The organism is Streptomyces sp. ISL-96 (genome assembly GCF_018614035.1).
In the GTDB taxonomy this organism is placed as follows: domain Bacteria; phylum Actinomycetota; class Actinomycetes; order Streptomycetales; family Streptomycetaceae; genus Streptomyces.
This window is the reverse complement of record NZ_JAGGPA010000006.1, coordinates 99271-124469: the sequence shown is the minus strand read 5'-3', so window position 1 is coordinate 124469 and position 25199 is coordinate 99271. Positions and strand designations below refer to the sequence as shown.

Genomic DNA, 25199 nt, shown 5'->3' with positions numbered 1-25199 from the left:
CGCTGCTGCAACTCCGTGATACATCTATGGCGCCACTGCGACACCAGAAATCCCCAGGAGGGCATCATGACGGCATCTGACTCGTCCCGTGAGGCACGAGGTCTGACGGGCGACGAGCTGCTTGCCCTCCCGGCCGTGATTGACCTCGACACCTCGAACCGGGCGCTGATGATCGGCCGATCCACCGGCTACGGACTCGCCAAGCAGGGGCAGTACCCGGTCAAGGTTCTGCGGCTGGGGAACGCCTACCGAGTGGTGACGGCCGACCTGCTGAAGCTGCTGGGGCTGGACCGCCATCGGGATGACGGAGACCAGACCGATGGCGGAACCGAGCGCCACAGCCTGGCCGCATAGAAGCGAACGACTATAGGTGGCACATGACGGGCCCCAGGTACCTGCCGGGGTATGTCGCTGTTGGGGCTCACGCGGAGATCCGCAGATCAGCGGGAGGCTTACGCCTCGCTCGTCCGGATCTGCGCCCCATGCCGTTGCGCGCGTAGGTACGTCGCGTGTTCTTCTCGAACTTCGGGGCGTCCTCGGAGCCGAGGTCCACGCTGTTCATCTTGGCCAGCGCCGTTGGGTGGAAAGTCCCCGCATCGATCAAGAGCGATTGGCGCTTCTGCGTCGACTGATCGGCCGCAGGTGTAGGCGCGCCGAGCGATCCGCTAGAACTGAATTTGGCCGACCATGTTCGTCACACTGGAGACGAACATGTTGATGTCCGGCGCCATCGATGTGCTGGCCAGGAAGAACCCGAAGAGCACGCTCACGACCGCGGGCCCGGCCTTCAGGGAGCCGCCTCGGATCAATACGACCAGGATGATCCCGAGCAGCAGGACGAGGGAGATGTTCAGAGACATCAGGAGTCCGCGGCCTCCGCCTGACCGCTCCGCTCCCTGCGTGCCTGGCCGAGGGCTTTGCGCAGCGGACCGGGCTGTGTCAGCGACCTCGGGCCTCGGGGGAGGACGTGCCAGTGCAGGCCGGGCGGCTCGGTGGCCCCGGCGGGGGGCACGACGACATGGCACTTCTGACCGAGAGGAACCGTCCCCGGCTCTTCCCAGTCGGCGGCCGTGCCAGGCGGCACAAGGAAGTACAGGCGAGGCTCCGGCCCTCCGGGGTCAAGGATGACCGGACCGACCGCCGCGCCGTCCTCCCGGAGAAGCTCGATCGCGCGTCGGCCAGCGACCTCTACGGCGCGTATGGCGTCCCACCATTGGCCTGCCGAGCACAGCTCGGGATCGTCGCCTATCGGCATCCACCGAGGCGGCAGCGCGGGAACGCGCGGGGTGACGTCGGACATGGAAAAGGCCTCCTCAGAATCATCTGTGAGGAGACCTTTCCACTCTGCCAGCTCCGTGCGCGGACAGACTGTCCATGGGTTTTCTTCGCGAAGTACCTTGACTCGGCGTCAGGTTGTGATAACTCCCGCCCAACTGCCGAATGTAGACAGCTCGTTGGAGGGGTGGGCGTCCATCCGGAGGAGCGCCGCGACCGTCTCGCGGGCCGAGGGGTGGAATCGCGTGTGATTGGGGGCGACCTTACGCGCACGACGAAGGTCCCCGAACGCACCCGCTCTGTCCCCCACGGCCAGCTTCGCCGAGGCCACGTCGATGAAGTGGTGGCTCGATCGCTCGCCCACCGTCGAAGCCGGAGGCGCCCACTCCTCGCCTGCCACGGAGGACCACTCCGTGAGGTGGGCGAGAGCCTGCTCCGTGTCCCCCATGTCGATCATGGCGTGCACTTCGTGGATGCGGATGTTCGTCGGCCCGAAGGACATCTCGTAGGCGAGGGAGTCACGGTTGCCGGCCATCCTGGCCACGGCCTCGGCCTCGCGCAGGTAGTCGTCCGCTCGGTCCGGGTTGTTCTCCCTGGCCTCCAGTACGGCCAGCTTCAGCAGCAGTGCGCCGTCGACCGCGAGCGCGTCGTCGGTGAAGGAGCGTTCCGGCTGGAGCCGTTCGAGCTCCTGGCGCAGCGCCTGGAGCTTGCGGCGGGCGGATGAATAGGCCCCCTGTCGAAGCATCGCGCCGGCGGCCAGGTATCCGGCGGTGAACTTCATCAGCGGATCCCCGGACTGGCCCGCCGCCCACCGCACCCTCTCCAGCGCCGTGTTGGACAGGTCATGGTGTCCCATCTTGTGGGCCAGGGAGTTCACCGCCCGGTAAGCGCGGGCAAGGTGCCAGAACGCCTTGGCCTGGTCGCCGTTGCGGCTGCTGAGGGCGAGATGTGTCAGCTCCGTGATGACGGCCGGCAGGAGCGGCCCCATGGGTGCGTAGCGTGCGTCCCGTCGGAGAGCGGCTACCTGGTCGACTTCGGACGCCAGGACCGACAGCGGCCTCGGGGCGATCTCGAGTTCGTCCGGGGTGTCGAAGCACAGCATGATCCTTCGGAGATCCGGGATCACCGCGTGCACCCCGTCCTCGGCCTCCGGCTCGCCGTAGTACGGCTGGCCGGTGAGGACCTCGGGGCCGAAGTGGAGTGCCTTGGCGAGCGCCAGGACCAGTGAAGGCGAAGCCTTGCGCGCGCCGGACTCCAGCTTCTGGACGTAGCTGGGCGATATCGCGACCTTCTGTGCCAGTTGAGCGGCAGACAGCTTCCGTGTCCGGCGGGCTATACGGAGACGGTCTCCCAGCGTCAGGTTTTCACTCATCGGTGGATCGATCCCTTCGCGACGGAGCACTGCGCTCAGCGTACGGACAATGTCCAGTCCCACAGAGCTGCTCGCCAAGTGTTAACGGCGACGTCGTCGGCCGGTGCACGCTCGGACATCAGGCAGCCCCTGCATGCAAGAGTGTTGAATTCGACATGAATCGCTCAAATCTCCTCCCTTGCCGACCTCCTACCAGCGCCACGCGCTTTACCGAGGGTCAGCGCATGAGTCAAGCCCTGTGCGCCAAGAAAGCGCGGACAGTCTGTCCGCTCGCGTGTCCTTCCCGGTGGGATTGTTCTGTACACAACGCACGCCACCCGTAGGCCAGTTCCCCGGAGGGCGCCCACCCTCCCTTCGCTCGATGACCAGCTCGTCGACGGGTCGTAGATACCCAGCTGGCCTGAGGACTGGGTTCTGCACAAGATCGCCGATCTACTGATGGAGCCTCGCCATGCGATATCCGCCGACGAGCACCGCCTTGTCGACGAGCCTGTCCGCGATCAACACACACCCTGTGAGCGACGTCCTGCTTGGTTGCTCCCGCCGACAGGACTCCGCGCCTCGGGCTCCAAGGCCGACCGCGGTGATACTCGATCTCTTCGGCACACTCGTCGCGGCCCCGAGCATGGTTGAACGGAGTGCCGCCGCCGCCCGGTTCGCCGGGACCATGCGCCTGTCGCCGACGGTCGCCGAGTCCGCGCTGTCCGACAGCTGGCGGGCGAGGCACGACGGGCAGCTGAGGTCAACCACCGAGGTCGCGGCACACCTCGTCGCGCGCTGCGACGCTCCGGCGTCCTGCGTCAACAAGCTGGAACAGCTCCTGGCGGAACTCGCCCGCGACCGGCTCCAGGTCGACGCCACTCTCCTGCGGGCCCTGAAGGAGCTTCGGCACGGCGGGGTCAGGCTGGCGGTCCTCAGCGACGCGTCCCCTGATATCGCCGAGGCGTGGAACGCCAGCGATCTCGCGCCGCTCTTCGACGCCGCGGTGTTCAGCTGCCGGGTGGGCGCGGTGAAGCCCGCTCCGCAGCTCTTCGGCGCGGCGCTCCAAGCCCTCGGTGTCGACCCGAAGCAGACCCTCTACTGCGGCGACGGCGGCGGTGACGAGCTGGCCGGCGCCGAGCGCGCCGGGATGCGGGCGGTTCGCGTGGAACGCCGGGGCGGGCCGCACGGGCTCGCGTTCGGCGAGACCGCCTGGCCCGGCAGGGCGATACCCGAGGTGGAGGCTCTCCCGTCCTTACTGAGCGCGTGGAGGGAACGATGAACGTCCCGTACGCCTGGGCGGTTGAAAGTGGTGCCCTCCGCCGACTCCCCGCGCCGACCGACATGCCTCCGATGAGCGACACGACGATCGTCGAGATCCGCTGCACGGGCGTCTGCGGGAGCGACGTCGCGAAGCTCAACCACCCGTGGCAGGGGCGGCTTCCGGAGCCTTGGTACCCCGGGCACGAGATCGTCGGGATCGACACGGAGACGGATGACTGGGTCGCGATCGACCCGCTGGTGCCCTGCCGCTCGTGCCACTACTGCGACCGCGGCCACGTCCACCTCTGCCTGGGGCTTCGACGCATCGGATGGGACCTGCCCGGGGGGCTCGCCGACGCCGTGAGGGTGCCCCGCGACAACGTCGTCCCACTGCCCCACCTGCACGATCCCGTACACGGAGTCCTCGCGGATCCGATGGCGGTGGCCCTGCATGGGATCCGCTGTGGTCTTCGGATGCCTCTGGGGCGGCTCGGCGTCATCGGGGGCGGCGTCATCGGGGTGTGCACGGCGATCTGCGCGGCGGAGGCGGGGTGGGACGTCCACATGCTGGTCAGGGAGCCCTCACGGTCGCATCAGCTGAGCTACGTCCTCGACTCGCGTATCAACCTCCACTCCGCCGACCTGCCGCCGTGCGACGTCGTCGTGGACGCCGCGTCCGGTGACAGCGACTCCCCCATACGGCAGGCGCTGGGCGCCGTTCGTGACGGTGGAACGGTTCTCGTCCAGAACGCCTACGCGCCCCGGGTGCTCCTCTCGGTCCCCCTACGGGACGTCTTCCGGCGCTCGATCACTCTGCGCGGCTCCTTCTCGTACTGCCGCGCGGAAGGCCACGACGACTTCCGTGACGCCATCGACGTCCTCGCGAAGGGCGGCGACTGGGCTGCCCTGATGACCCGGGACCGATTCCCTCTGAGCGACCTGCCACAGGGGCTGGCGGCTCTGAAGACCAGGGCCCGCCATCGTCCGTTCAAGGTTCTGCTCACGTCCGACATCTGAAGGAAGGAGCCAACACCGTGGCGGTGACAACGCCATTACTGGCCCAGAAGATCAACTCGCCGGCCGACATCGCACCCCAGGACGTCCACGACGGCATCGCGAGCATCCTCGCGTTACCGGAGGGCCACACGCGCGACGTGATGCTCGGGAGCGTCCTCACCGGGCTGCTCCTGCGGGGACCGAGGCTGGAGGAGGTCGAGGCCGCGATCCGGGCCGCGACGGCCCTCGACCGAAGTGGCTGGGACTTCCACCAGCCGCCCGCGGGCACGCGGTTCGTCGGTTACACCGGTAGCGGGAAGAAGACCTTCAAGACGATCAACCTCAGCACCGCCGCCGCCCTGGTGGCGGCCACCGGGGGAGCACACGTCGCGAAACTCGGATCGCGTAGTGCGTCGTCGAAGACCGGATCCCGCGACTTCGTCGACCTTGTGGGGGCGACGAGCGACACGGTGCCGCACCAGGAGATGGTGGACATCACCGCGGAGGTCGGCTTCGGGTTCTTCTCCATCGAGAACCGCGTACCCGAGTTCGACCGCCGCTACGGAGGCAGGTTCCAGGCAGTGCACGCCCTCAGCCTGGCGTTCCCCGCCCTCCTCAGCCCGGTCACGTGCCCCGCCTACGTGTACGGCCTCTCGCACCCCGCGGTTGGTGCTTCCGCCCGACTGCTGTCCCGGCTCGGCCTGCCGGACGTGACCGTCATCAACTCCAGCATCGGCCAGGCGGTCCAGGTCGACGAGCTGATCCCCGGAAGCACGGTACGGACCTGCCGTGTCAGCGCCGGCGACGAGGACCTCGCCTTCAACGACGCTGTACGCAGGGGTGTGGCCTCGATGCCGCAGGACCTGATGTCCGTCACCCAGTACGAGGACCCTCGGGAGAACGTCGCCGCCGCCGTCCGCGTGCTGGCCGGCCGGGACACCAGCCAGGCGCGGAACGCGGTCGCCCTCAACGCGGCCCTGCTCATGGTGATGTCCGAGGCGGCCCCCACCATCCGGTCCGGCATCGACAAGGCACTCACCGTCATCGACTCCGGAGCGGCTCTGGACACGCTCCAGCAGTTCGTACGGCTCACGGGCGGAGCCCCGCATCAGCTGAATTCACTCCTGCGGCCCATCGCCCCGACGGCCCTCCTGGTGAGCCCAGGAGTCAAGGAGACGGCAGCATGCTGACGCACGACGAACTCGCGATCGTCCACCTGGTCCTCAACACCGACTGCAACGCCTGGGACCTGGCACCCACCAGCACCTCACCGGGCGTGTGCCGCTTCTGCTACCGGGAGCGCAACCGGGTCGAGACCGACGCGGACACGGTCCGCCGCGTCATCGACCGACTCCGTTCGGAGTCCGAGGCCCATCGGTGCGTCTTCACCGGCGGCGACCCCGTGATGCCGTACGACAACCACCTGGAGGTCGCCCTCCGGCACGCCACCGAGGTCGGCTTCGAGACGAACCTCCACACCAACGGGCTGCTGCTGAGCGAGCGCTATGCCGGCGTTCGCGACCATGTGACCGTGTACTCCTTGGCGGTCGACGGCCCGGACTCCGAGACGGCCGACTGGTTCCGCGGGCAGAGGTACTTCGAACGCTTCCTGTCCAACGTCGAGTTCCTCGCCGCCGACCAACGGCGGCTCGCGTTCAACACGTTCACCACGGCCGGCTCCGTGAAGGACCTGCCGCGCATGGCGCGGCTCATCGCCGGAGTGACCCAGCGGACTGACGTCGAGTACTGGCTGATCTCCCAGTACCGCCCCATCGGCCGCGCCAACACGCGCAAGGCGGAGATCTACGGCTTCGAGCGGGACGACTTCGTACGGGCCGTGGACGACGTACGCGGCGACGTCAACGGAGTGACGATCTACGCCCAGCCGACGCGTGCCCCTGAGGACCCGTACCCGTTCCGCGTCTGGGTCCTCGCCGACGGAATGGTCACGGCGGACCTCGGAAGCGTCGCGGCACCTCGCAACGCGGAGCTCGGCAACCTCCTGACCGACGGCTTCGAGCCGCTGGTCCGTCGGGCCTTCGCCCTCCGTGAGCAGACTCAGCTGGAAGGAATCGCATGAAGTTCGACACCGCGTACTACGAGAGCGTCATCGACCAGCACAGCTACGAACGCCTGGGGCTCGGCGCCATCGACTTCGGTCTCGCGGGGATGAGCCCCGACGACCTGCACACGAAATGGGTGTGCCACACCGGAGCGCGCCAGTTCGCGGAGGCGGTCGCGGACGGTCAGCCCACGATCGTCACCACCGGTGTCGGACTCGGGGGGCCGCCCCACGCAGGCACCCTCTTCCAGCTGCTGCGCGCGGTCAAGCTGCAGCAGTGCGGGCTCGACGTGCAGATCGTGCTGGGCGATCTCGACTCCTACAACGCGCGCCGCACGCCGCTGGACTCGGTGCGGAAACTCGCCGACCGGTATGAGGAGTTCGTCCTGCGTCTCGGGTTCGACGCCGAACGGGGTGTGCTGCGCAGGCAGGAAGGCGAGACCGATGTCCTGGCCACCGCGTTCCTGCTGTCACGTCACCTGGACGACGACGACTTCGAGTGGGCGGAGGAGGACCTCGCCGGGCTCTACCGCAACCACGGTGTCTTCGACCACCTCAACTACGGGATGAAGCAGGCCACCCTGCTCATGGCCGCGGACTTCGTCCATCTCCTCCGCCAAGGGCGTCACGTCCTGGTCTCCCTCGGGGTCGACGAGCACAAGTACGTCGCGCTCGCCCGGCGCGGAGCGGAACGCTGGGGCCTGCCCGCGGAACGACTGTCCGGCATCTACACCAAGATGATCCCGGGTCTCGGCGGCCTCCCGAAGATGAGCAAGAGCATCCCCGGCTCAGGGATCGACGCCTCTATGTGCACCGAGGACATCCGCGCCCTGCTCAAGGCGGACACCGACACCGCGCCCACGGACGACGGCTCGGCACTCCTCCAGATGTACGCGTGCCTGCCCGAGGTCGACGGCCGGGAGTACGACCGGGCCTCGGCCGCGCGACGCGACGGCGGTCCCGAATGGCACACCGTACGCGAGCAGCTGGTCGAGCGGATGCTCTCGCTGTTCTCCCACTGGCCGAAGTAAGCAAGGAGTCTCTCGTGCACGCAGACACCGCGACCAGCCGCCAGCCCATCGGCGGCGCCGAGACCTACTTCATCAGGAGCGGCTACCGCAGCCGGGACCGGGTGGAGTACTTCCTCGACGAGACGGACGACACCGTGACCTGGCAGCCCGACGTCTACCCCTACGCCGCCGCCCGGGCCCTGGAACTCGGCCGCGACGTCGTGATCGACATCGGCTGCGGCCGGGCGGGCAAGCTGGCCTCGCTGGCCTACGAGTACCCGGCCTGGTCCTACATTGGTGTGGACTTCGGGGACAACCTCGTGTGGTGCCGCGACAACCACCCCTTCGGCGAGTGGGTCGAGGTCGACCTCGAGTCGGCCGAGCGGCTGCCCATCGCCCCCGCCCTCGTACGCCGGTCCATCGTCGTCTGCTCCGACGTGATCGAGCACCTGGTGAACCCGAGTCCGGCCCTGCCCCTGATCCGCGGCCTCCTCCTGGAGGGCAGCGCCGCCGCCGTACTGTCCACGCCGGCACGCGAGTGCCGCAGCGGTTACGACACTCCCGGACCGCCCCGCAACCCCAGCCATGTCCGGGAGTGGGCGAGCGACGAATTCCAGGCGCTGCTGAAGGCGTCGGGATTCAAGATCCACCACGCCGGGCTCACACGAAGCGACGACGCCTCCAACGGCATGTCCACCCAGCTGCTCCTCGTCGGCACGGAAGAGGCGGAGGGGGAACAGCGGTGACAGCGGTCTCCCGGCCCGAGGGCATGCGCGTCGTCCACCTCCCGGCTCGTACCCCGTACGCGTGGAAACTGCGGAGCCGTGACTTCCACATCTTGAACGGAACCGAGCTCCCCAGCGGCGACACGGTGCCGGCGGCGGTCGACGCCACCTGGCTCCTCGAACACGGCCCTCTCACATGGCTCGATGTCCTGCACCTGCACCACATCGACTTCGAGGACCCTGCCACTCTGGAGCGCCTGCTCGACGCGTGCCTGGGCGACGGAGTCAAGGTGGTCTTCACCGCCCACGACACGCGGCCCATGGTCGGCAACGCCGAGGATTTCACCACGCGGCTGCGGATGCTCCACTCGGCCGAGGTGGGTTGGGTCTGCCTCACCGAAGGCTCTGTCACCCAGCTGACCGAGGTCCTCGGCGAGCGTCCCGACGCGGCCGTCATCCCCCACGGGTACGTCGCGGCTCCGGAGGAACTGGCCAGCCTGGAGCGCGAGCCCCGCAGCTCGTCCCGGTGCCTCATGTTCGGGGCCTCACGGGCCAGCAGGGACCAGTTGTCCACCATGACCAACTGGAGTTTGGGGATCACGGACCCCGACAGCACCCTCCACGTCCTTCTGCGCGCGTTCAGCCCTGCCGACTTCGCCGACGGGGGCCGTGCTCCGCTGCTGCTGGAGACGGCCCGGCGCGATCCCCGGATCAGCCTGACCATGCGCCCGTACCCCACCGACGCGGAAGTGGTCGAAGCCGGACTGGCCTCGGACGCGCTGCTGCTCCCCTACCTCTGGGGCAGCCACTCCGGCCAGCTGGAACTGGCCTTCGACCTGAACCTGCTCCCGGTCTGCTCCCTCACGGGGCACCTGACCGAGCAGTACGAGCAGCACAAGGGACTCGTCGAGGAACCCGAATGGTTCGACTGGTCGCAGGGTCACCCCAATCTCTTCGGAGAGAAGTTCCTGACCGCGCTGGAGAACGCGGCGGCTCGACTCGACTCCAGGCCCCGCCGTCTGGATCGTGAGTTCCTCGACTACAGGACTCAGGAACACCAGGCGATTCTGCGGCAGTACGCCCGCGTGTACGGAGGTGACCGATGAGCGGCCCACCTCGGATTTCGTGCGTGATCCTGTGCCACAACTACGGCCGGTATCTCGACCGAGCCGTAACGAGCTGTCTGGAACAGGAACCCGGAGACTTCGTCCTTCACGAGGTGATCGTCATCGACGATGGTTCCAGCGACGAAACCGAAGAGGTGTGCCTGCGCCACGAGGGCAACAGCAAGGTCAAGGTCATTCGGAGGAACCAGCAGGGATTCGGGCAGACCCTGACCGACGCCTTTCTCGTCAGCACTGGTGACTGGGTGGCTCCGCTCGATGCCGACGACTGGTTCCACCCGTCGAAGCTGCGTACATGCGCCGAGGTGATGATGGGTGGGACGCTGTTCGTCGAGCACTGGGAGCACGTGGTCGACTCCGACGGGGACCCGATGCTGAAGGAGCCGCATCCGGGCGGAAACACGAGCACACTGGTGGTCCACCGCGATGCCGCCCTCGGTCTCCTTCCGGTGAGCAACGAGATCTTCTTCCACGCCTTGCGTGAGGCCGGCCGAGGGATCGCCCTTCGGGATCCGCTGACCTTCTACCGGGTCCACCCCCGCAGCATGACCGACCGGGGTACGCCCGGCGTCTCACAGAACTACCGGGCCGACGTCTGCATCGCGCTCTCGAACCGACTCCGTGCGATGCACGGGAGTCCTCCCGCGTGGGCGAATGCGCGCCGGCTCCGAAAGATCTCCTGGCATTTCCGCACACTCGCTTTCGGCCACAGGGTGGAATCCGCCATGCAGCGGGAGAGGCGCCTGCCCGCGATGTTCCTGATTCCAGGAATGCTCATGGGCACACTCCGCGCACGTGACCCGATAACACCGTGGCTCCGATCCCTCTCCAGCACGGTCGTGGGACGGCCGCTGGTGCGGCTGACGGCGAGCCCGGGGCAGCAGGGTCATTCATGATCAATCCGACGGTGCGCCGAGGGCGGCGATGATAAAATCGCCGCTTCCAATCCCATACTGGTCAGGCCAGTTGTCCGACGCAGGAGCGTATACGCGCCATGAGCCGTTTGAGTGAGTCCGTCACCCGTGTCATGCACATCCTCGATGGAGCGGACCTGGGCGCGGACTATACGGTCACGCAGCTCCTCGGCGAGACAACAGCAAGGCGCTCCCTCGACCTCTCCGACCTCTCCCCCCAGGAGCAGGCCGCCCTGGTCGAGGGGCGCACGCTCAACCTGATCCCCTCGGCCGCCGTGCTCGCCGAGAAGATGGAGGCCGCGCAGGCGGCGGGACGGCCGTTCGTCGTCAAGTACGGCATCGACCCGACTTCGCCCGACGTCCACCTCGGCCATGCGGTGCCGATCATCATCGCCAGCCGGTTCCAGCGGATGGGCCACCACGTCGTGTTCATCATCGGCGACGTCACGGCCAAGATCGGCGACCCGTCAGGCCGCTCCTCGGATCGGCCCGCCCTCACCGACGAGGACATCACCCGCAACCTGAGCGGCTACCAGCAGCAGGTCACGCCGTTCATCGACTTCGAGCGTGCCGACCTGCGCTTCAACGGTGAGTGGCTGAACAAGGTCACCCTGCCGGAGCTCGTCGGGGTCCTCGCCCGGGTACCGGTCTCCATGTCGCTCCAGCGCGAGGACTTTCGCACCCGACTCGCCGAGGGCCACGGACTGTCCGTCGCCGAGTTCGTCTACTCCGTCGTCATGGCGTGGGACTCGGTGGCCATCAACGCCGACGTCGAGCTTGGCGGCGTGGACCAGCTGCTGAACCTCCAGATGTGCCGCAAGGTCATGGAGATCTCGGACCAGACCCCCGAGGTCGTCATCACCACCCCGCTCATCGAGGGCACCGACGGCACGGGCACCAAGATGAGCAAGAGCAAGGGCAACTACGTGGGGCTGACTGCGTCGCCGGATGACGTCTACGGCCGGCTGATGTCCATCCCCGACCACCTCACCGAGCCGTACCTCCAGCTGCTCACCGAGTGGACGGACGACGAGATCCGCGTGGTCACCAAGCGCCTGGAGGAGGGGACCGCGCACCCGATGGCGATCAAGCGGATCCTCGCCGGCGAAGTGGTGGCCGCTCTCCACGGCCTGGACGCCGCTGCCGCCGCCCGCGCGGAGTTCACGGCGCGCTTCTCCAAGCGCTCCTTCGGGGACACCCAGAACCTCCCCGCCGTCTCCCTGAAGGACCACGCCGAGGACACGCTCGGGGCGCTGATCAGCCGCACGCTGGACTTCGCTCCCAGCATCTCCGCCGTGCGCCGTGTGGCCCAGCAGAACGGCCTCCGCCTCATCCGCGAATCCGACGGAGAGCAGCAGAGCACGCAGCTCACGGAGGCTTCCGTCCAGCAGACGCTCAGCGCGGTCGTGAGCGAGGTCGGGGCACTCGACGGCGCCGAGCTCTACCTCAAGGTGGGTCGTAAGGTCGCCCGCATCGAGGCCTGAGATTGAGTTATGGCGTCGGCTCACCTTTGTGGGTCGGCGCCGCTCGAACCGAGCGATTACGTCAAGACGGGCAGCGACGCCAGACCGCGGACCAGCCGGGTCCGGCGCCAGTCCAGTTGGTCAGGTGGTTCGGCAAGCCGGATCCCGGGGAAGCGGGCCAGGATCGCCCGCAGGGCGATCTCCGCCTCGGCCTTGGCCAGGGGAGCGCCGACACAGCGGTGGATGCCGTGGCCGAAGCTGAGATGAGCAGCGGCGTCTCGGTCCAAGTCGAGCAGGTCCGGGCGATGGGAACCGCTCTGGGGCGCGGTTGGCGGCTCCAGCAGGGGCCCCTGGAGCGCGCCGAGGGAGTGGAGATGCTGCGCTTCGTCGAACACGGCCACGCCGATGGTTCCTGTCGCGGACGACGGCGTAGCGGTGGACACACCAGAAGACCTCGCGCGAGCCGACGGTCTCCTCGCCCAGTACGCAGAAGCGTAACTCCCAGCAACCTGCTGGTATCGGTGGCGGACGCGCTACGAGACTCGGATCGATCACTCACCAAATCAGCGGCGGCTTCGTTTCTGTTTCTACGCCGCAGCACTTGAGGCCGCCCGGGACCGCTGGGCGGGGATTTGCCCCATCGCCCTCTCTATCGAGATCCGGATGACTACCCGCGCAGGGTCTGGGGCCGGCGTGCGCCCGTATCGCTCTCCGTAGCGCGCAATGGCGTCCTCGACCGCTGCGGCGTCCGTGCAGACTTCCGCCACGCCTTCGAGTGTGGCCCACCGGCCCCCGTCGACCTGGCACACCGCGACTCGGGCCGTACTACCGCCCGCAAGGATGTTGGCGACCTTCCGACTGGATTTGCGGGTGATAATTCGGGCCACTCCAGTAGCGGCGTCGACGGTTACACCGACGGGCACAACGTGCGGGCGGCCGTCAGGCCGCAGCTTGGTCAATGTGCACAGATGGTACTCGTCCCAAAACTCGCGGTAGTTATCGGCTTGACTCGATATCGCGTTCGACATGACTGGAAGCGTAATGGAGCTAGTTGCCCGAACTGCCCTGAAGTGACCACGACCACACCCGTCCTGAACAGGCGATTTGCCCGATTCGAGTCCGCATGTCGAGCATCTTTCAACCATGAACATCTCGGATTCGTAACGGACTAGATGTTGAAGTCGAGAACTTGAAGCGTCCACGCCAGAGCATAAAAGGGCAGTTCAGAGGCAAGGCTTGGCATGCCAATGGCCGATTTAGATCATTTTGGCCGGGTGGAGTTACTTGCGGGCTGCACGGATTGATCATGTTTTTCAGGCCATGCCCCCTCTGAACCGTCACGTAATGTCCAAAGAGGTTCCCGGAGGCTCCATTGAGGCAGCTCGCCGGGCGTCTCATTGCGTGTTCGCGTATGTGACATCCGTATTGGGTGAGGCGATCTGGAGGCCAGGCATTCGGGCCCCTTGACGGGCTTGGTGGGGCACGCGGGCATGTCCGACTGCGGTCGTTTCCGGCGTCGGGAACCGGACGTCATCGACACGGGCGCGATGTCGCCCCGGCTCGGGGGAGCCATCACCTGCCGGTTGAAGGGATTACTTAGTGTGGTCAGAGAAGAGTGGTCGAGACGCGGCGGAGCCGTCGGTTCCTGTACAAGGCGGAGCCAGCCGTGGGCGCCTCGGGCGCTGGCGCACAGCCGCGAACCGGACCGTGGAGCGGGATCTGCACCGTCTGATTCGGCGTGAGCTGCAAGACCTCGGGATTGCTCCCCCGCTCGACGTCGAAGAACTCTGCCAGGCGCTCAGCCGACGGCGGGGGCGCCCCCTGTACCTGCGGGAGGCTCCGCTGCCGAAGCCGGGGCCCTCGGGGATGTGGGTCGAGTACGAGGGCTACGACGTGATCCTGTTCCAGCAGGAGACAACCCGCCTGCATCAAGATCACATCGTTCTCCACGAGGTGGGTCACATCCTCGTCGCGGAGAACGAAGAGGCCGCAGAGAAGACCGAAGTCGAGCAGACGGAAGAGGTCTCCACGGTCGACTCCGAGGAGGAGACGGCTGTCTTCGTCGAGGGCTGGGCCACCATGCTGCCGGTCTTCGACCCCGAGACGATCAAGCGCGTCGCGCGCCGGTGCTCGTACGACAACGGGGAAGAGTGCTCTGTCGAGCTTGTGGCCACGATCATCCTGGAGTGGTCGTCCCTGCTGGACGGCTCCACTCCGCTGTCGGATGACCCCTCGCTTCGGCGCGTAGAGGCGGCTCTCGGTGACCGGCGAGGATGGCTGTAACCCGTGGAACTGCTACTCCTGGGGCTCGTGGCCGCTCTCGCCTGGAAGCTCTACCAGCTGAAGCGATCCCCTAATGACGCGCCTCTGCGTTCTGTCACCCTCTGTCTGTTCTGCGCTGCGTTGTCGTACCCGGTGGCTATGCCCGGCGGTGCGTCCGGCGTCGACACGGTCGCCGGCCACGGGACGGCGAAGCTGATCCAGAACGTGCTGTTGCTTCTGACGGTCTACTTCCTCATGTGCTTCTACCTCTACTCCGCCGCTGACGAAGAAGCGGGGCGCAGGCGGGCACGCAGGGAAGCCGTCGTCGTCGGGGTCGTCGCGGTCGCGATTACCGTGGCTGCGGAGTCGGTGCCGCACGAGGTCTTCGCCGGCAGCTTCAGTACGGCCGACATGACGATTCCGCAGATCGCCTTCTTTTACGGCGGGGCCGGTCTCTACCTCATGTATGCCCTCGGCATGGCGTATCGGTGGACTCGCCGCTACGCGCGCATGTCCCGGCGCCCGCACTCCACCGGGCTCTGGATGACCGCCGTCGGCCTGGGAGCGATGGCCGTGGCCTGCGCGATCCGCGCCGTCATCGTCGCCGTTCGCTGGGCCGACGTGGACGTGCCGCATCCCCTTATGGCGGCCGTGGCCTTCCTCCTGGTGGCGTCCATCCTGCTGTTCGCAGCGGGTATCACGTACTCCGGTGCGCGAGCCCGAATCTCTTCCCTGCGGCTCTGGCTCCGGCACCGGCGTGATCATCGTCGGCTTGCCCCGCTGTGGGAACTGCTGGCGGAGGCGTATCCCGAGAACGTGCTGAGGCCGGCGTCCCCGGCTGCGCTGGATCGCTGGCGGGCCCGCGGCGTGCACCGGCGCTACCACCGCCGCATCGTGGAGTGCCGCGACGGCCTGGTGGACATCAGCCCCTACTTGCTCGATGAGGACGACCACAGCGCGGTCCGCGGTATCGACTCGGCCGAGCTGGCTACCCGGCTCCGCCGAGCCTCGGCCCGGATCGGGGAGGGCGTCCCTGCACCCCGCGGAGCGGTCCCCCTCGCCATGGCTCTGGGAAGCGACCGGCAGTCGGATGTGAAACAACTGATTGCGGTGTCCGACGCGCTGCGTGATGCCGCATGACTCGTGATGATCAAGGAGACAAGATGCTGATCACCGGTGGACGAGTGCTTGTCGACTCGGGGACCTACCTGGAGGACGGCACTGTTCTCATCGAGGGCGACTCGATCACCGCTGTCGGGCCGCGCGAACAGATCGTGCAGCAGGCCGGCGCCGACGTTCCACACTTCGCATTCGACGGAACCGTTCTGCCGGGGCTGATCGACGCGCACGTCCACCTCGCCTTCGACGGTGGCCCTGATCCGGTTACCACCCTCCAGGGCTCGACGGATGAGGCCCTGTTCGAGGACATGCGCCGTCGTGCGGAACAGCTCCTGCTCAGTGGCGTCACCACGGCCCGTGACCTCGGTGACCGAAGTGGTCTGGCGCTTCGTTTGGCTGCGGAGATCAACGATCGTCGTACGCCGGGTCCGAGGATCGTGTCCGCGGGCACGCCCGCGACCACCGTGGGCGGGCACTGCCACTTCCTCGGCGGCGAGGTCTCCGGTGAAGCCGAGATCCGCGACCTCGTCCGCCGCAACCTCGCAGCGGGGGCCGGGGTCATCAAGGCCATGGTCACCGGCGGCGGCCTGACGAAGGACGGCCCTAAGAGCCACCAGTCCCAGTTCACCGCAGAGGAACTGACCGCCCTGGTGGACGAAGCCCATAAGGCAGGGATCCCCGTCGCGGCCCACGCGCACGGTGCCGACGGCATCACCGCGGCTGTGGAGGCTGGTGTGGACACGATCGAGCACTGCACATGGATGACAGACGGTGGCCTCGACTTCCGGCCGGACGTGGTGCAGCAGATCATCGACCGGGGAATTACCGTCTGCCCGGCGGTCAGCCCGCACTGGCAGATGCTCCCCCGCATCTTCGGCGAGGAGCGCGCCGCCGCAATGTTCGACCTAGTGCGGCGGATGGCTGACGCGGGCGTACGCCTGGTGGCCGGAACGGACGCGGGAGTGCAGCGCGCGGGCTTCGACGGCTTGGTCCCGGCCCTATCGTTCTACTCCCACCTGGGCCTGGCGAACGCTTCGATCCTCGACATGGCGACGTCCGAAGCGGCCACGGCGCTGGGGCTGGGCTCCACAACGGGGCAGATCGCTCCCGGCTACCGCGCGGACCTCCTCCTGGTCGACGGAGACCCGCTCGCGGACCTCGACGCGTTGAAGAACGTCCGGGCTGTGTTCGCCTCCGGCCTGCGCCACGAGCCCAACGCAGCAGCCGAGTAGAAGTAGCTGTTCAGCGCCCTGTTCCCGCGACTCCCTGAGTCCTGGGAACAGGGCACTATTCGTTGGCGTCGGGGTCGGCCTTCTTCTCGAACTCGGTCGCGAGATCGTTCAGGATCGAGAGGACGTCGGCCGACAGACCCTCCGCGCCAAGACCGCGGGCCCGGACTCGGCCCACCTTCCCGCTCTTGGCGGCCGACATCAGGCGAAGTCCTTCGTAGACCTGCCGGGCGACAGCGTCGTCCGGCTCGAAGTACAGGCGCGTGACGCCGAAGAATTGGGCGAGACCTTCCAGGACGACCGGAGCAGGGGCCTCGGCTTCGTCGGTGCCCGTACGAAGGGCCTTCACCTTCTCGGCAGTGGTGACCTGCGACCCCGCGTAAGCGTTCACGGCCACCGCGATCTCTCCGTCCCCCGGCATCGCCCCCGACGGGTACGAGCGCTCCAGGACGAGGGTGATCTTCTCAGCCAGCGTTCGGGGCGGCTCCTCGACCGCCGCGATGGCGGCAGCCTCACCCTCCACCTCTTCGCCCCGAGCCTTCGCCATTGACCGTTCCTGCGCTCGCTTCACCTCGTCCACGGTGACGCGATACGCCTCCGCCAGGTCAGGGAGGTACCTGTCCTTGAGGCGCCGGATGCCGTTCTCCGCACCGGCCACTGGACCGTCGCTCTTGGTACCGATGACCGCTGCCATCTCGTACCGATAGAGGCCGGCGTCGCACCGTAGGTCAGTGAGGTCGGGCAAGCCGTCACGAGGGAACAGGACGTCCAACGGCTGGTTGAGCACCCCGGCGAGGGCGGGCAACTTTTCCTGATCCGGCACAGATGAGCCCAGCTCCCACCCTGCCACTGTCGAATCCGCAGCACCGAGGGCAGATGCCACGTCGGACTGCGAGATCTCGGCGGCTCGACGTACCGAGCGCACACGAGTCCTATCGAAGCGTCGAGCTGGCATGAGACCTCATCTTTGTGTGAACCGAAGAAACATCGGGCCGTTGACCTTTCCTGTGAACCAAGATAGCTTCAGGCTACCGAAAAACGCGGGGATTCGCATCCCCGCCTTCGGCAGTCAGGCCGTGCGCCTGCCGAGGAGAACGTCGGTCGGAGACAGACCAGGGAGGAGACGGGGCGATGCAAGCGAACGGTCCGTGACGCGACCAGGCAACGAAAACCGGCGCCCGGGAGCTACCAACTCCCAAGCGCCGGGCCGGCACCCCGAGGGGCGCAATTCACATCTCGCGGGCGGCGGGGCTTTTGCACGAGAACCGCCGCACCGCACTCCTAACGAACAACGGAGTATCGCATGCTCGCCATGCCGAGCGGAACCCCGGCCTGCCCGGACACGGCCCGCCAGCACCGCCTCGCCGCCCAGCTCGCCGACATGATTCCGGGCGCGGCCACCATCCGGGTCAGCCTCAACGACCCGAAGCAGGCGTGGCCCCACCCGCACGCCATCGTCAAGGACGAGGCCGGGGAGACCATGGAGCTGGGCCGGACGACCGCCAGGGTCGCAGCCCGCTGGATCCTGAGGGTCTGGCCGGAGGCGGACTGGACACGGCCGCACACCTTCGACCTCGCCGACGCGACCCTCACCCGCAGCGACTTGATCGCCGCCGGTCGGGGCCGCTGACATGGCGCGGATACGAACCATCAAGCCGGAGGCATTCGTCTCCGAGTCGCTCGCCGAAGTGAGCGTCGAGGCCGAGCGGACCTTCTTCGGTCTGCTCACTCAGGCCGACGACCACGGCCGCCACCGCGACAACGCCGCGATCATCGCCGGGCTGCTCTGGCCCCTGCGCGCCGAGCACACCTCGGTCCACGTCGAAGACGACCTCCACCAACTCGCGAACGCCGGCCTGATCTGCCGGTACACCGGCTGCGACGGCCGCCGCTACCTCCACATCGTGACCTGGTCCGAGCACCAGAAGATCGACAAGCCGAGCCAGTCCCGCCTGCCCTCCTGCTCGCAGCACCACGGTGCCGACCGGTGCGGCCCCTGCAAGGGGACCTGCACCAAGCGGGCCGAGGAGTCGCCCACCCCTCCCCGAGGGTTCGCCGAGGCTTCGCCGAACGCTCCCCGAGCCCTCGATCTGCCCGCGCAGCCCGCCGCGACGCCTCGTGGCCACGCAGGCGAGGCTCCCGCCGCCCAGCAGGACGCCTTCGACGGCATGGCCGGCACCCCTAGCCGCGCGGATATGAAAAGTGCAGGTCAGGGCACATTCGCCGAGGATTCTCCGAACCTTCCCCGAAGCCTCGGAGAGGGCTCGGCGCCTGGATCTAGGATCTTGGATCCTGGATCTTCTTTCCCTACGGGGCGCACAGCGCCCGCAGCCACCGTCTCGGCCAACCAGCTCGTCGGCGAGTACATCGCTGCCTGCGACGAGCGCCCGCCCAGCGACGTGATCGGACACCTCGGGCGGATCACCAAGAAGCTCCTGGGCGAGGGGATCGCCCCGGAGCACATCCGGGCCGGGCTGCAGAACTTCGCAGTCAACCCCAAGCACCCGAGCGTGCTGACCAGCATGGTCAACGAGGCCATGAACGCACGCTCCGGCGGTTTGGCGCGGCCGGGAATCCGGCCTAACGTGCCCGCTCACCAGGCGTGGACCAACCCGGCCAACGCTGCCGCCGCCTACGCCGAGGAGCTGTGATGCGCACCCGCAACCGCGAACCGCAGACCCTCGGCGAGGGCACCCTGGACCGGATGGCCCGGATCCTGGCCGCTCGCAACATCGACCCGGCCGCCGTCGCCGAACTGGTCGACGAGCCCGAGCCGTTCTCCCCGCTGGACGCCCTGTCGGCGGGGATGCCCCCGCGCTACCAGGCCGCAGTCGCCGACCACCCCCAGGTCCTGGCCTGGGCCCGGGACGTCGCCGAGGCCGCCGTCGCCCCCAGCCTGGGAGCCCGGCGGCAGGTCACCACCGGCCCCAGCCTGCTGATGGCCGGGGTTGTCGGCGCGGGCAAGACCCACCAGGCGTACGGCGCGGTCCGGAGACTGGTGCAGAGCGGAGTCGGGGTGCGCTGGCGCGCGACCACCGCCGCCGACCTGTACGCCGACCTGCGCCCCCGGCCCGGGGCAGACAGCGAGCGGGAACTGGCGGCCGTCAGCCGCTGCCCGCTGCTGATCATCGACGACCTCGGTGCGGCCAAGGCGTCCGAGTGGGTCGAGGAAGTGACGTACCGGCTGATCAACCGCCGGTACAACCACATGCTCCCGACCCTGATCACCACCAACCTGGCGATCAAGGACCTCCGGGCCTACCTCGGCGACCGCGTCACCAGCAGGCTCGCGCAGATGACCACCCGGGTCGAGTTCGAGCCGGTCGACCGCAGACGCCATCGCGCCGCAGCCTGACCTGCCGCAGACCGCCATGCCGGGCCGCGCCCCCAGCGCGCCGCCCCTGCACCTCCCGACCCAGCGCACCCCTCCGCCGACGCCCCTGCGCGCGGAGAGCGATCGGAGCAACCCGCATGACCGCCACGACGATCAGCCCTGCCCGCCACCGGTCGCTCGGCGACCAGACCTGGCAGGACCAGGCCGTCTGCCAGAGCACCGAGTACAACCCGGTGGACCCCGAAATCTTCTTCCCGGAGCCCGACGAGACCGACAAGATCACCGTCGCGAAGTCGCTGTGCGGCCCGTGCCCGGTCCGCCGCACCTGCCTGGACGCCGCCCTCGAAAGCGGCGACACCCACGGCATCCGGGGCGGCATGACCGAGGAGGAGCGCGGACCGCTGCACGAGAAGCTCGCCAACCGCCTGGACTACAGCCGCGTCAACGCCACCATCGCCGGGCGCGACGTCCACCTCACCAAGACCGAGCGCCGCGCGGTCGTCCACGCCGCCTACCGTCACGGCCTGTCCGAACAGCGCCTGGCCTGGCTCCTGAAGATCACCGAGGAGCACGCCCAGAAGCTGTACCGCGAGACCGGCCGGGCCCTGCGCAACCGAGACCTGGACCAGAGCACGAAGACCACCCCGCCCCCCGAGACCGGCGGCGAGCGTCTGGGCCGCGACGACTTCGGGACGGCGGCGTGAGCACCGCGAGCGCGCCCAAGGCGGCGCACATCACCGGCTGGGACCGTGCCGTCGTCATCGCCCTGGGCGGCGCGGGATGCGCCCTCAGCTACGACGCACTCCAGCAGATGGCCGTCGCCATCCACGTCCGCGGTTTCCTGACCTACCTCTTCCCCCTGGTGATCGACGGGTTCATCGCCTACGGCATCCGGGCCCTCCTGGTTCTGCGCGACGCACCCCTGCGCGCCCGGCTCTACGTCTGGACGCTCTTCGGCACGGCCACCGCCGCCAGCATCTGGGCCAACGCCCTGCACGCCGTCAGGCTCAACGAGGAGAACGCCTCGGCCACCGGACTGCGGCTCGGGGACACGGTGGTCGCGGTGCTGTCCACCATTGCCCCGCTCGCGCTGGCCGGAGCGGTCCACCTCTACATCCTCATCGCCCGGGGGCCAGTCAACGACCGTGACGGAAGTGACCGCGATGACCTCGGACAGGCCGATCACCTCGGTCAGGCCGACCGACCCGACACCCGGACTGACCGGCCCGGTCAGCCGCAGCCGCAGGTCGGTCAGGTCGGTGCCGGTCAGCCGGTCACTGCCCTGACCGACCGGCCGCGACTGTCCCTGGACAAGCAGACCCCAAGTCCTCGGTCACTGACCGGGGACAGTGCCGCGGCGGACAGCAGCAGCCCGGTCACCGGTCACCACGAGTCGCCGCACGAGGCCGCTGACCTGCCCGGACAGTCGGACACGGCACCATCGGTCACTGAGCGCCCGGCCGGCACCGAGCCGGTCACCGGTCACCAGGACAGCCTCGCGCCGGTCACTGACCGGACGGTCACTCCGCCGGCGGTCAGTGACCCGGACACCCGGACAACCGGTGACCAGCGGCCGGACCCGGACACCGAGGAGCTGCTGGAGATCGCCCGGTCAGCGGTCAGGGCCGAGGACAAACTGACCCGCAAGGTGGTCGCCCAGGCGATCCGGGGTCAGCAAATCCCGCTGTCCAGCGACACGCTGACCGCCCTGATGGTCCAGCTCCGCGAGCAGCACGGACAGCCGGTCACCTCCGCCCGGAACTGACCGGACAGCACGAAGCGGGTGACCGCGCCGGGCACCTCGGCCGGTCACCCGCCCCCGGACACGCGCACCACAACCTTCCGAAGCGAACCGGAGAGCACCGTCATGCGCACACACCCGGCCACACCCACCGAGGTCGACTCCTGGCTGACCGTCCTGCACGAGCGGGGCCACCTCCACCGCGCACGATCCGGCCCGGACAACACCTGGACCGTGCAGCGAACCCGACACAGCCGACCGTGGACCCTGCACCACCCGGTCCTGGCCATGGACTGGATCGAGGAACTCCTCCGCGAAATCCGTCAGCAGAACCCGGAGACGAGCCGGTGACCGCCAGCGACCCGAGGGCCACCACGTCCGGACAGCAGCGTGACCCCACGACCGCTCCTGGCGGAGCAAGTTGTCGCATACGACGGTCCTACGGCCCGTCGTATGCACTTGCCCCCGCCCAGGGGGGCGGGGGAAGTCTGGCTGGTCCCCGAGCGAGGGCGCTCGGGGACCAGCCAGACTTCCGGCACCAGGAGGCGCCGGTCGCAGGGGGAGAAGCAGACGATCGCGCCCCGCGCGAGCAGCAGAGCCCCAGCCAACCTGCGTTCCCCGACCGCAAGCCGCGCCGACGCACCCGCAACCCGAGCCAGCGCACCCACAAGACGACCACGCGCCTGTCCGACACCGAGAAGACCGAGATCACCGCCGCCGCCAAGCAGCGCGCCGTCACCGTCGCCCGTTTCCTCGCTGCCGCCGGCCTCGCCGTCGCCCGCGGTTCGACCACCGCGCACACCAACGAACAGCTCGACGCCGCCATCGACGAGCTGGCCGCCCTGCGCACCGCCATCTCCCGCATCGGCAACAACATCAACCAGATCGCCTTCGTCTTCAACGCCGGAGGGCAGCCCCGCCCCGGCGAACTCGACCACGCCCTCACGGCCTTGACCCGCCTCTTGGCCCGTATAGACGACGCGGCCGACACCCTGGTGAAGAGGCGACTCTGATGGTCCCCAAGATCCGACGTGGCTCACGCACCCATGGCCTGCTCGTCTACCTGTACGGCCCCGGCAAACGCGACGAGCACACCGACCCCCACCTCGTCGGCAGTTGGGACGGCTTCGCCCCCGACCCCGGCCGCGATACCAGCCCCGATCCCGATCCCAAGGTCACGCTGGCCCGGCTCGCCGGAGCCTTGGACCTGCGGGTCAAGCAGGCCGGCACCAAGGCCGAGCACGTCTGGCACTGCTCGGTGCGTACCGACCCCGGCGACCGCACCCTGACCGACGAGGAGTGGAACACCGTGGCCCGTCGCCTGGTCCACGCCGTCAACCTCGCCCCCGAGGGCGATCCGGACGGGTGCCGCTGGGTCGCGGTGCGCCACGCGGAGGACCACATCCACATCCTGGCCACGATGGTCCGGGGCGACCTGCGCCGCCCGAGTATGAACTACGACTTCAAGAAGGCCCAGGCCGAATGCCGCCGAATCGAACAGGAGATGGAGCTGCGCCAGCTCAAGCCCGGCGACGGCACCGGAGCCAAGACCCCCACCAGCGCCGAGCGCTTCAAAGCCGAGCGCACCGGCCGACCCGAGACACCGCGCGAGACACTGCGCGAAGCCGTCCGCCAGGCCGTCGCCGGAGCCGCAAGCGAAGCCGAGTTCTTCACCCGCCTTCGCGAGGCGGGCCTGCGCGTCAAGCTGCGGCACGCCCCGTCCGGGGACGTCCTCGGCTACACCGTCGCACTGCCCGGCGACCGCAACCGCGACCGCGAACCGGTCTGGTTCGCGGGCTCGACCCTGGCCCCCGACCTTTCCTATCCGAAGATCCAGCGCCGCCTTGCTGACGGAACCGCCGACGCGGTCACGATGCCGGAAGCCGACACCGGCCGGTCGGACTGGTCGCCGCCCGCACGGGGGCGACGCACCGCGACCGGGATCGCCGAGCGCGCCGCGATCCGCCTGGACAGCGACGACGACGATGCCGCAGCCCAACTCGTCGGAGTCGGCGAACTCCTGGACGCGGTTGCCCAGACCTCTCCGGCCGCCACCCGCGCCGAACTTGGTGCCGCCGCTCGCTCCTTCGAACGCGCCACCCGCAGCCACGTCCGGGCCGAACGCGCCGACACCCGGGCGATCCGCTCGGCGGCCCGAGGCATCATCCAGGCTGGCAGCGCGCTCGGCCGAGGAGAGGACGGCGGCACCACCGCCATGCTCGTCTCCACCCTGGTCCTGGTGGCGTTGGCCGCAGCACGCTGGCACTCCGCACGCGGTCACGCCCAACAGGCCGAAGCCTCCCGTCAGACCGCCGAGCACCTGCGCGCCGCCTACCGCCAGGCCGCCGCCGCACCCATGCAGGCCCTGCGGGACCACGGCCGCGCCCTGCCCGAAGCCGAGCGCCGCACGTACGAGACCACCATCCGCGCAGCCCTTCCCGAGAGCAGTCTTCGTGCCGACGCCGAGACGAATACCGACGCCCTCGCCGCCACACTTGCCCAGGCCGAGCAGGCAGGCCACGACCCCAGGGCCCTGCTGCAGGAGGCCATCGAGATGCGCGAACTCGACACCGCCGAGGACGTGAACGACGTCCTGGTCTGGCGACTGCGCCGACTCGCCCAGCTCCCCACGCACCCGGGCGAGGCCGCACGCCCCCCGCAGGCCGGCACCGGCCGAACCAAGCCGACGCCCAACCGAACCGGCACCCGGACCGCACCTCCGGCAGCGACCCGACCCGCCGCACTGGACCCGCGCAACCGCCCGCCGCGCCGCTGACCAGCAGTCCGGCAGGCCTGCCACCCGGCCTGCGGGACTGCGCGAAACCTCTGGACAACCGGCTCCACCGGCTGTTACGGATGAACAGAGAAGGCCCTCGACCGGGAGATGACGCTCGTGCTCAGAACGACCGACCACCACGTAGAGCCGACCCCCGTCCTGCCCGCCGTCCCCGCCGGAAGCGACCCCCTGCTGCAGCTCCAGTTCGAGACGCAGCCTCCCAGTGGATCCGGCGCGACGCGCTGCCTCAGCCACCCACCGCAGTTGTCCCTGCGCGGGATCCCCGTGATGTGCTCGGCCTGCCGCGCCCGGCGTGACTGGCTGCTCATCAACCATGGCCGCAACGTCTGGGTCCGCTGCCGCTGCAGCAACCAGTGGCTCGAGCCCGAGATCAGCCGCGCCGACTTCGACGCCATGATCGCCATTCCGGACGGAACTACCTACCCCAGCGTCGAGCAGGGCCTGATCGCGCTCGGCTTCGACGGCGCCTTCGCCGGCATTTATCTGGATTAGCGCGCGGGGGTTGCGTGGTGCTGGGCCTGAAGTCTGCTGAAC

Annotated in this window: 28 protein-coding genes and 1 pseudogene; 22 read left to right on the top strand and 7 right to left on the bottom strand. The window is 68.6% G+C overall.

What is annotated here, in order from left to right; genetic code table 11:
- Positions 1–66 precede the first annotated feature (66 nt).
- Entirely contained in the window at positions 67–354 is a 288-nt protein-coding gene (locus tag J7E96_RS04560) for a hypothetical protein (RefSeq protein ID WP_215127679.1), read from the top strand.
- A 67-nt stretch (positions 355–421) separates the two neighbouring features.
- On the opposite strand, the gene J7E96_RS04555 is transcribed toward J7E96_RS04560, so the two are convergent.
- The 4 genes from J7E96_RS04555 to J7E96_RS04540 all read right to left on the bottom strand — a co-directional run bounded on the left by J7E96_RS04555 (position 422) and on the right by J7E96_RS04540 (position 2647).
- Positions 422–562 carry a hypothetical protein gene (locus J7E96_RS04555; protein ID WP_215127907.1) on the bottom strand — a complete coding sequence of 47 codons (141 nt, stop codon included), beginning with the start codon at positions 560–562 and terminating at the stop codon, positions 422–424.
- Positions 563–665: 103 nt separating this feature from the next.
- On the bottom strand, positions 666–860 hold the full coding sequence (locus tag J7E96_RS04550; RefSeq protein WP_215127677.1) for a hypothetical protein: 195 nt from the start codon (positions 858–860) through the stop codon (positions 666–668).
- On the bottom strand, positions 860–1300 hold the full coding sequence (locus J7E96_RS04545; RefSeq protein ID WP_215127675.1) for a hypothetical protein: 441 nt from the start codon (positions 1298–1300) through the stop codon (positions 860–862). Before J7E96_RS04545 ends, J7E96_RS04550 begins: the two co-directional genes overlap by 1 nt.
- A gap of 108 nt (positions 1301–1408) precedes the next feature.
- Positions 1409–2647, bottom strand: coding sequence for a helix-turn-helix domain-containing protein (locus tag J7E96_RS04540; protein WP_215127673.1), 1239 nt, complete (start codon positions 2645–2647; stop codon positions 1409–1411).
- 583 nt (positions 2648–3230) lie between these two features.
- Between J7E96_RS04540 and J7E96_RS04535 the strand changes: the two genes are divergently transcribed.
- The 9 genes from J7E96_RS04535 (at position 3231) to tyrS (ending at position 12204) form a co-directional block, all read left to right on the top strand.
- The gene (locus J7E96_RS04535) at positions 3231–3908 is read left to right on the top strand and encodes an HAD family hydrolase (protein WP_215127671.1); all 678 of its coding nucleotides are present in this window, start codon (positions 3231–3233) and stop codon (positions 3906–3908) included.
- 71 nt (positions 3909–3979) lie between these two features.
- Positions 3980–4906, top strand: coding sequence for a zinc-binding dehydrogenase (locus J7E96_RS04530; protein ID WP_215127669.1), 927 nt, complete (start codon positions 3980–3982; stop codon positions 4904–4906).
- A 17-nt stretch (positions 4907–4923) separates the two neighbouring features.
- A complete protein-coding gene (locus J7E96_RS04525) occupies positions 4924–6075 on the top strand; it encodes a hypothetical protein (protein ID WP_215127667.1) in 1152 nt (383 codons plus the stop codon).
- Entirely contained in the window at positions 6069–6965 is an 897-nt protein-coding gene (locus J7E96_RS04520) for a radical SAM protein (RefSeq protein ID WP_215127665.1), read from the top strand. The genes J7E96_RS04525 and J7E96_RS04520 overlap by 7 nt, the downstream gene beginning before the upstream one ends.
- Positions 6962–7978 carry a hypothetical protein gene (locus J7E96_RS04515; RefSeq protein WP_215127663.1) on the top strand — a complete coding sequence of 339 codons (1017 nt, stop codon included), beginning with the start codon at positions 6962–6964 and terminating at the stop codon, positions 7976–7978. The genes J7E96_RS04520 and J7E96_RS04515 overlap by 4 nt, the downstream gene beginning before the upstream one ends.
- Before the next feature lie 14 nt (positions 7979–7992).
- Positions 7993–8703: a methyltransferase domain-containing protein gene (locus tag J7E96_RS04510; protein ID WP_215127661.1), complete on the top strand. Its 711-nt coding sequence runs from the start codon at positions 7993–7995 to the stop codon at positions 8701–8703.
- A complete protein-coding gene (locus J7E96_RS04505; protein WP_308295835.1) occupies positions 8700–9788 on the top strand; it encodes a hypothetical protein in 1089 nt (362 codons plus the stop codon). The genes J7E96_RS04510 and J7E96_RS04505 overlap by 4 nt, the downstream gene beginning before the upstream one ends.
- Positions 9785–10702 carry a glycosyltransferase family 2 protein gene (locus tag J7E96_RS04500; RefSeq protein ID WP_215127659.1) on the top strand — a complete coding sequence of 306 codons (918 nt, stop codon included), beginning with the start codon at positions 9785–9787 and terminating at the stop codon, positions 10700–10702. The genes J7E96_RS04505 and J7E96_RS04500 overlap by 4 nt, the downstream gene beginning before the upstream one ends.
- 98 nt (positions 10703–10800) lie before the next feature.
- Entirely contained in the window at positions 10801–12204 is a 1404-nt protein-coding gene (gene tyrS, locus J7E96_RS04495) for a tyrosine--tRNA ligase (protein WP_215127657.1), read from the top strand.
- 56 nt (positions 12205–12260) lie between these two features.
- Here the strand turns inward: tyrS and J7E96_RS37085 are convergent.
- Positions 12261–12522 (bottom strand): annotated as a pseudogene (locus tag J7E96_RS37085) (cytochrome P450); the annotation flags it as partial.
- A 248-nt stretch (positions 12523–12770) separates the two neighbouring features.
- Positions 12771–13211, bottom strand: coding sequence for a pyridoxamine 5'-phosphate oxidase family protein (locus tag J7E96_RS04485; protein ID WP_215127655.1), 441 nt, complete (start codon positions 13209–13211; stop codon positions 12771–12773).
- A 679-nt stretch (positions 13212–13890) separates the two neighbouring features.
- Here J7E96_RS04485 and J7E96_RS04480 point away from each other — a divergent pair.
- Genes J7E96_RS04480 through J7E96_RS04470 form a run of 3 tightly spaced genes read left to right on the top strand, consistent with a single transcriptional unit; the run spans position 13891 to position 16796 of the window.
- Complete coding sequence (locus J7E96_RS04480; protein ID WP_215127653.1) at positions 13891–14466, top strand: hypothetical protein; 576 nt, start codon at positions 13891–13893, stop codon at positions 14464–14466.
- A gap of 3 nt (positions 14467–14469) precedes the next feature.
- Positions 14470–15585 (top strand): MAB_1171c family putative transporter, encoded by a 1116-nt coding sequence (locus J7E96_RS04475; protein WP_215127651.1) that lies wholly within the window; start codon positions 14470–14472, stop codon positions 15583–15585.
- Between the two features lie 23 nt (positions 15586–15608).
- A complete protein-coding gene (locus tag J7E96_RS04470) occupies positions 15609–16796 on the top strand; it encodes an amidohydrolase family protein (protein ID WP_215127649.1) in 1188 nt (395 codons plus the stop codon).
- A gap of 55 nt (positions 16797–16851) precedes the next feature.
- On the opposite strand, the gene J7E96_RS04465 is transcribed toward J7E96_RS04470, so the two are convergent.
- Positions 16852–17748: a helix-turn-helix transcriptional regulator gene (locus J7E96_RS04465; protein ID WP_215127647.1), complete on the bottom strand. Its 897-nt coding sequence runs from the start codon at positions 17746–17748 to the stop codon at positions 16852–16854.
- A gap of 348 nt (positions 17749–18096) precedes the next feature.
- On the opposite strand from J7E96_RS04465, the gene J7E96_RS04460 reads away from it, so the two are divergent.
- From J7E96_RS04460 to J7E96_RS04420, 9 genes are all read left to right on the top strand, one after another.
- Positions 18097–18423: a transcriptional regulator gene (locus J7E96_RS04460; protein ID WP_215127645.1), complete on the top strand. Its 327-nt coding sequence runs from the start codon at positions 18097–18099 to the stop codon at positions 18421–18423.
- Position 18424: 1 nt separating this feature from the next.
- On the top strand, positions 18425–19444 hold the full coding sequence (locus tag J7E96_RS04455; RefSeq protein ID WP_215127643.1) for a hypothetical protein: 1020 nt from the start codon (positions 18425–18427) through the stop codon (positions 19442–19444).
- Positions 19444–20148, top strand: coding sequence for an ATP-binding protein (locus J7E96_RS04450; protein WP_215127641.1), 705 nt, complete (start codon positions 19444–19446; stop codon positions 20146–20148). The genes J7E96_RS04455 and J7E96_RS04450 overlap by 1 nt, the downstream gene beginning before the upstream one ends.
- A gap of 116 nt (positions 20149–20264) precedes the next feature.
- A complete protein-coding gene (locus tag J7E96_RS04445) occupies positions 20265–20831 on the top strand; it encodes a WhiB family transcriptional regulator (protein ID WP_215127639.1) in 567 nt (188 codons plus the stop codon).
- On the top strand, positions 20828–21892 hold the full coding sequence (locus J7E96_RS04440) for a DUF2637 domain-containing protein (protein WP_215127637.1): 1065 nt from the start codon (positions 20828–20830) through the stop codon (positions 21890–21892). Before J7E96_RS04445 ends, J7E96_RS04440 begins: the two co-directional genes overlap by 4 nt.
- A gap of 102 nt (positions 21893–21994) precedes the next feature.
- Entirely contained in the window at positions 21995–22219 is a 225-nt protein-coding gene (locus J7E96_RS04435) for a hypothetical protein (RefSeq protein WP_215127636.1), read from the top strand.
- A complete protein-coding gene (locus tag J7E96_RS38385) occupies positions 22216–22881 on the top strand; it encodes a MobC family plasmid mobilization relaxosome protein (RefSeq protein ID WP_215127633.1) in 666 nt (221 codons plus the stop codon). Before J7E96_RS04435 ends, J7E96_RS38385 begins: the two co-directional genes overlap by 4 nt.
- A complete protein-coding gene (locus J7E96_RS04425) occupies positions 22881–24644 on the top strand; it encodes a relaxase/mobilization nuclease domain-containing protein (protein WP_215127631.1) in 1764 nt (587 codons plus the stop codon). The genes J7E96_RS38385 and J7E96_RS04425 overlap by 1 nt, the downstream gene beginning before the upstream one ends.
- A gap of 108 nt (positions 24645–24752) precedes the next feature.
- Positions 24753–25157: a hypothetical protein gene (locus J7E96_RS04420; RefSeq protein ID WP_215127629.1), complete on the top strand. Its 405-nt coding sequence runs from the start codon at positions 24753–24755 to the stop codon at positions 25155–25157.
- The last annotated feature ends 42 nt before the right edge of the window (positions 25158–25199 follow it).

Excerpts from the sequence above, each read along its gene's own strand:
- J7E96_RS04560 (WP_215127679.1), top strand. The coding sequence starts at position 67 with ATGACGGCATCTGACTCGTCCCGTGAGGCACGAGGTCTGACGGGCGAC.
- J7E96_RS04555 (WP_215127907.1), bottom strand. The coding sequence starts at position 562 with ATGAACAGCGTGGACCTCGGCTCCGAGGACGCCCCGAAGTTCGAGAAG.
- J7E96_RS04550 (WP_215127677.1), bottom strand. The coding sequence starts at position 860 with ATGTCTCTGAACATCTCCCTCGTCCTGCTGCTCGGGATCATCCTGGTC.
- J7E96_RS04545 (WP_215127675.1), bottom strand. The coding sequence starts at position 1,300 with ATGTCCGACGTCACCCCGCGCGTTCCCGCGCTGCCGCCTCGGTGGATG.
- J7E96_RS04540 (WP_215127673.1), bottom strand. The coding sequence starts at position 2,647 with ATGAGTGAAAACCTGACGCTGGGAGACCGTCTCCGTATAGCCCGCCGG.
- J7E96_RS04530 (WP_215127669.1), top strand. The coding sequence starts at position 3,980 with ATGAGCGACACGACGATCGTCGAGATCCGCTGCACGGGCGTCTGCGGG.
- J7E96_RS04520 (WP_215127665.1), top strand. The coding sequence starts at position 6,069 with ATGCTGACGCACGACGAACTCGCGATCGTCCACCTGGTCCTCAACACC.
- J7E96_RS04515 (WP_215127663.1), top strand. The coding sequence starts at position 6,962 with ATGAAGTTCGACACCGCGTACTACGAGAGCGTCATCGACCAGCACAGC.
- J7E96_RS04500 (WP_215127659.1), top strand. The coding sequence starts at position 9,785 with ATGAGCGGCCCACCTCGGATTTCGTGCGTGATCCTGTGCCACAACTAC.
- tyrS (WP_215127657.1), top strand. The coding sequence starts at position 10,801 with ATGAGCCGTTTGAGTGAGTCCGTCACCCGTGTCATGCACATCCTCGAT.
- J7E96_RS04485 (WP_215127655.1), bottom strand. The coding sequence starts at position 13,211 with ATGTCGAACGCGATATCGAGTCAAGCCGATAACTACCGCGAGTTTTGG.
- J7E96_RS04470 (WP_215127649.1), top strand. The coding sequence starts at position 15,609 with ATGCTGATCACCGGTGGACGAGTGCTTGTCGACTCGGGGACCTACCTG.
- J7E96_RS04465 (WP_215127647.1), bottom strand. The coding sequence starts at position 17,748 with ATGCCAGCTCGACGCTTCGATAGGACTCGTGTGCGCTCGGTACGTCGA.
- J7E96_RS04460 (WP_215127645.1), top strand. The coding sequence starts at position 18,097 with ATGCTCGCCATGCCGAGCGGAACCCCGGCCTGCCCGGACACGGCCCGC.
- J7E96_RS04455 (WP_215127643.1), top strand. The coding sequence starts at position 18,425 with ATGGCGCGGATACGAACCATCAAGCCGGAGGCATTCGTCTCCGAGTCG.
- J7E96_RS04450 (WP_215127641.1), top strand. The coding sequence starts at position 19,444 with ATGCGCACCCGCAACCGCGAACCGCAGACCCTCGGCGAGGGCACCCTG.
- J7E96_RS04445 (WP_215127639.1), top strand. The coding sequence starts at position 20,265 with ATGACCGCCACGACGATCAGCCCTGCCCGCCACCGGTCGCTCGGCGAC.
- J7E96_RS04435 (WP_215127636.1), top strand. The coding sequence starts at position 21,995 with ATGCGCACACACCCGGCCACACCCACCGAGGTCGACTCCTGGCTGACC.
- J7E96_RS04425 (WP_215127631.1), top strand. The coding sequence starts at position 22,881 with ATGGTCCCCAAGATCCGACGTGGCTCACGCACCCATGGCCTGCTCGTC.
- J7E96_RS04420 (WP_215127629.1), top strand. The coding sequence starts at position 24,753 with ATGACGCTCGTGCTCAGAACGACCGACCACCACGTAGAGCCGACCCCC.